This window comes from Streptomyces calidiresistens (genome assembly GCF_014141525.1).
Taxonomy (GTDB): Bacteria; Actinomycetota; Actinomycetes; order Streptomycetales; family Streptomycetaceae; genus Streptomyces; species Streptomyces calidiresistens.
In genome coordinates, this window is the sequence record NZ_VKHS01001571.1 from 1 (window position 1) to 442 (window position 442).

Annotated in this window: 1 pseudogene; it reads left to right on the top strand. The window is 81.4% G+C overall.

The features are described from left to right. Positions 1-442: pseudogene (locus FOE67_RS28315) on the top strand (hypothetical protein); the annotation flags it as partial.

Here is a 442-nt window from a genome sequence, read left to right on the forward strand (position 1 = left end):
CCCCCTCCCCGACGCCCCCGACGCGGCGGCCGAGAAGGAGGCCCAACGCCGGCACGAGACCGCGCTGGGGGCCCGGGAGGACGCCGCCCGCCGACTCGCCGAACTGCGGACCGACCGCGCCGCCGCCGACCGGGCCGCGGACGGCGAGCCGACCACCGCCTGCGTTGCCCGGGTCACCGGTCTGGAGGCGGACCGAACGGCGGCCCGGGAGGCGGGGGAGCGCCTGCGTGAACTGGAGGCCCGCCTGCGGGAGGCCGAGCGGACGGAGGCGGACCTCCTCGAGCGGTTGCGCGCCCTCGACCGCCGCCGTGCCGCCCGCTCCTCGCGCCGCGACGCGCTCGCCGAGCGCCTGGAGCACCTGCGGGCCGCCGATTCCGCCGCCCGTTCCCCCGAGACCCCCCGTTCCCCCGGCGACCCGGAGGACCCCGGCGACCCCGGGGCC